This is a genomic window from Saccharomonospora halophila 8 (genome assembly GCF_000383775.1).
Classification (GTDB): domain Bacteria; phylum Actinomycetota; class Actinomycetes; order Mycobacteriales; family Pseudonocardiaceae; genus Saccharomonospora; species Saccharomonospora halophila.
The window spans coordinates 2,896-6,587 of record NZ_KB912493.1; the positions used below are offsets into that span (position 1 = coordinate 2,896).

5 protein-coding genes are annotated in these 3,692 nt (G+C 71.8%); 1 reads left to right on the forward strand and 4 read right to left on the reverse strand.

Features of this window, described 5'->3' with window-relative positions; translation table 11 throughout:
* A partial coding sequence (locus SACHA_RS20160; RefSeq protein WP_019807370.1) for a PRC-barrel domain-containing protein occupies positions 1–400 on the reverse strand: 400 nt, incomplete at its 3' end.
* Between the two features lie 294 nt (positions 401–694).
* The gene (locus SACHA_RS0103870) at positions 695–1,225 is read right to left on the reverse strand and encodes a DUF1059 domain-containing protein (protein ID WP_019807371.1); all 531 of its coding nucleotides are present in this window, start codon (positions 1,223–1,225) and stop codon (positions 695–697) included.
* A 110-nt stretch (positions 1,226–1,335) separates the two neighbouring features.
* Between SACHA_RS0103870 and SACHA_RS0103875 the strand changes: the two genes are divergently transcribed.
* Positions 1,336–1,935: a helix-turn-helix transcriptional regulator gene (locus SACHA_RS0103875; protein ID WP_028662860.1), complete on the forward strand. Its 600-nt coding sequence runs from the start codon at positions 1,336–1,338 to the stop codon at positions 1,933–1,935.
* A 30-nt stretch (positions 1,936–1,965) separates the two neighbouring features.
* On the opposite strand, the gene SACHA_RS0103880 is transcribed toward SACHA_RS0103875, so the two are convergent.
* Both SACHA_RS0103880 and SACHA_RS23280 read right to left on the reverse strand, forming a co-directional pair.
* Positions 1,966–3,096 (reverse strand): class I SAM-dependent methyltransferase, encoded by a 1,131-nt coding sequence (locus tag SACHA_RS0103880; protein ID WP_019807374.1) that lies wholly within the window; start codon positions 3,094–3,096, stop codon positions 1,966–1,968.
* A gap of 90 nt (positions 3,097–3,186) precedes the next feature.
* Positions 3,187–3,692 (reverse strand): STAS domain-containing protein (locus SACHA_RS23280; protein ID WP_019807376.1); only part of this gene is annotated, 506 nt, incomplete at its 5' end.

Consider the following 3,692-nt stretch of genomic DNA (forward strand, 5'->3'; position numbering starts at 1 on the left):
CGGTACCGGCGGCGGTGCCGGCGGCGGTGCCGGTGCCCTCCGTGCCCTCCCCCGGGCCGGTGCTCTCCTCGGGCATGGCAGCCCGCGGGGCCGGCATGTCGTAGTGCCGATACAGCTCGGCGCTCTCCTCACCGGAGAGATCGGAGTCGGTGTCCGTGCTCGGCGCGTTCGAGACCTGGTCCTTGGACACCTGGACGTGGATGCCGTCGTTCTCCATGTAAGCGCCCTGTAGCGGCACGAAACTCTCCTTGTGCCCCAGCATCCCGGTGCGCACGGTCACCCACTCCGGGTTGCGGGTCTCGTCGGACAGGTACACGGTCCCGACCTTGCCGATCTTGCGACCCTGGGCGTCGAGAACCGAGCTGTCGACGAGTTCCTCCGGACGCGGTGTTGTTGCCACGATCGCTGCCTCCTTCCGTGCTCGCGATCAGATGAGAACCGGACCTGTCACCCGTCCGACCCTTGCACTGTGCGTTTCCGTCCCCCCTCACCCGGAAACAGTCCGCCCCGGCTTTCACCCCTCCGGGTGGGACTCACCCTTTCGCGGTTGTGCCGGGCACACCGGCGTCACCCCCGTACCCGGAGGCGACGGTGTGGCCCGCGGGCGCCCGGACGACTGCCGCCCCGTTCCCGTCCCGCCCGAACGGGTGGTGACGGCCTCCCGCGGTCCCGCGGTCCCGTGGTGTCGCGGCGCTCAGGCAGGGGCGGTCCGCTGCGGAACGGTGGACGGGGTGAAGCTGGTCGTCGCGCGGACGTCCAGGTTGACGAAGCGTGGTTCGGCGTCGCACAGCCCGCGCAACCGGTCGGCGAACCGGGTGGTGGCCGGGTGGTCCGAGTTCGCCCGCGCCTGCTCGGCGTCCGGGAACTCGACGATCTCCAGGTACGTGTTCGCCCGGTCCCGGTCGGCCGCGAGGACGCCCCACCGCGCCCTCCGGTCGGCACCGATCTCGGCGGCCCACTCGTCGGCCAGTCGCTCCACCTCGTCGATCCGGTCGGTGCTGAACTCGATGAGTTGGACGAACGCGCCCGGTTCGGTATCGGCCACGGGCTCGTCCCGCAGGTCCGCCCGCACGGCGTCGCGCAGTTCGGGGTCGTCGGTGTGTCCGTGGACGTCCACGGTGTGCGCGACGGCGGCACGGAGGAGCTCCTCCTCCTCACCGCTCATCGTGAGCGTGCATCCGGCGACGCTCGGTGTCCGCCTGCAGTCGAGGTGCTTGCGCGGCATCACGTGCCTCCCTCGGGTTCGGGTGTCGGTCTGTCTTGACTTCACCAGGTCCGCGCGCGACGGTCGATACGCACCTCCACGCACTCGCGACGAGGGCGAGGTCGCCCGACATGTACGTGCCGCTCGACACGGTTCGCCAAGTTGTGTCCCTTGTGAACTCCGTGGCGACGGTTCCCGATCGGCAAGAGTTCGCGGAATCGTGCCTGCCGCTGCTGGCGGCGGTCCTGCCGTGCGAGGTGGTGACCTTCCACGAGGTCGATCTCACCTCGGGACGGTTGCGCCGACTGGAGTTCCGCCGTCCCACGCGGAACCCGGCCGCGTCCGCCGCGGACGGCGGCCGGTTCCAGGCCACCCTCACCCTGCGTCCCACGCCGGATCTCCGTGCCGTGGTCGCCCTCGGCCGCCCGGTCCACCCGTTCTCCGACGTCGAACACGACGTACTGGAGCTCGTCGCGGCACCGTTGACCGCGGCGCTGCGCCGATTCCGCGAACGCGACACGGCGGTGCCGCGGCTCGACGGTCACGGCGACGTCCCGTTGACCGTCCGCGAGCGCCAGGTGGTGGGGCTGGTCGCGCGTGGCCGGACGAACGACGCCATCGCCCACGAGCTGGCGGTCAGCCCACGCACCGTCGCCAAACACCTGGAGCACGTCTACCGCAAGCTGGAGGTGGCGGGCCGGGCCGCGGCGGTCGCCCGGCTGCTGGGGTAGACCCCGCGACCCGGCCTCCCGGGCACCCCGTCATCCGCGCAGCTCGTAGACGAGGTTCATCTCGGTGGAGGCCGCGATGCGCGCCTCGGCGAAGCCGGCCTCGCGGGCGAGATCCCGGGTCCGGGTCGGGCCCGCCTGATTGCCGAGACCGTAGGCCGGTTCGGCGGACATGCCGCTGGGCAGACACACCAGCAGCGAGGCTCCCGCCAGCAGCCTGCCGAGCGGGTTGATCGCCTCGGCGAGCGTGTCCCAGCTCATCGGCTCGACGAGCATCACCGACCCGCCCTCGGCCAGCGCCGCCCGGGCGGCGCGGAGCGCACCCAGCGGATCCGGCATGTCGTGCAGGCAGTCGAAGAAGGTGATCAGATCGTACGTACCGTCCAGTTCCCCGGCCCCGGCCGTGCGGAACGTTGCCCGGTCGGCCACACCCGCGTCCTCCGCGCGTCGCCGGGCCAGTGTGATCGACGTGTCGTGGTAGTCCACTCCCACGAACGTGCTCGCCGGGTAGGCCCCCGCCATGATCACGGTCGAGGCGCCGAGTCCGCAGCCCACGTCGGCCACCCGCCCGCCGGTGCGGAGCCGGTCCTCGATGCCGGTCAGCGCGGGGATCCAGGAGGAGGTGAGGTTCGCGAGGTATCCCGGGCGGAAGAACCGCTCCGTGCCGAGGAAAAGGTCCTCGTGGTGTTCGTGCCAGCCCATGCCCTCGCCGGTGCGGAACGCCTCGGTGATCCGGTCGAGTGCGCGCGTCATCGCGGTGATGTTCTGGAGTGCGCCCGCGACGTAGCCGGGACTGTCCGGATTCGTGAACGCCTCCACCTGCTCCGGTTCGAGGTGGTACCGGACCCGGTCCGCGGTCCCGTCCGAACCCGCGCCCGTGTCCACGGTGACGTAGCCCGCGGTGGCCATCGCGAGCAGCCACTCCCGGACGTAGCGCTCGACCAGCCCGGTACGGTCGGCCAGATCCGCGGACGTCGCGGGACCGCGCTCGGCGAGCGCGGTGAACAGTCCGAGCCGGTCACCGAGCAGCGCGAGCGGCACGCTCAGCGCCGCCCCCGCGTCCGTGACGACCTGTCCGACGAGCTGTTCGAGGCGTTCGGCGACCACGTCCGGGTCGATCGTGGTCGCGGTCGCCACGTCGTCGGGGTGTTTCGTCGATGTCATGGTGGGCTCCCTTCGGTGTGCCTCCAGCCCACGCCGAAGGAGCGGGGAACGCCATACGCACTCCGCGCGCTCCGCCGGTGCCCGGGTCCGTCAGGCGTGGACCAGACGCATCGCCGGAGTGTCCCGACGGGACAGTGCCAGGATGCGGGTCAGCGCGCGCGGCGGGTCGTGCAGCACGACCCGGGTGGGGGCGACGCGCTTCGCGAGGTCGGCGAGGGCGTGGACCCCCGCCACGTCGATGAAGGTCAGCTCCGCCAGGTACAGATGCAGTTCCCGACGCACCGGCAGGGCGTCCAGCGCGATCCCGAAGACCTCGCGGGAGGCGAGGTCGAGTTCCCCACGCAGGCGCCAGGCGTCCGTGACATCGGCGTCGGCGTAGAGTCCCGTCTCCACTCCGAACACCCGGCGCTGCCTGATCGGGTGGACGAAGGACATCGCCGCGGCGGCCGCGGGATCCACCAGCCTGCCGTCGTACCCGCACAGCAGCAGCACCGGCGCCCGCGCGACCAGTTCGTCCATGACGAGTTCCGAGTGGACGAACCGGTGGGCCCCCTCGCGGCCCCGGATCCACTGCGCCGACTCCGCCGCGAGCCGCA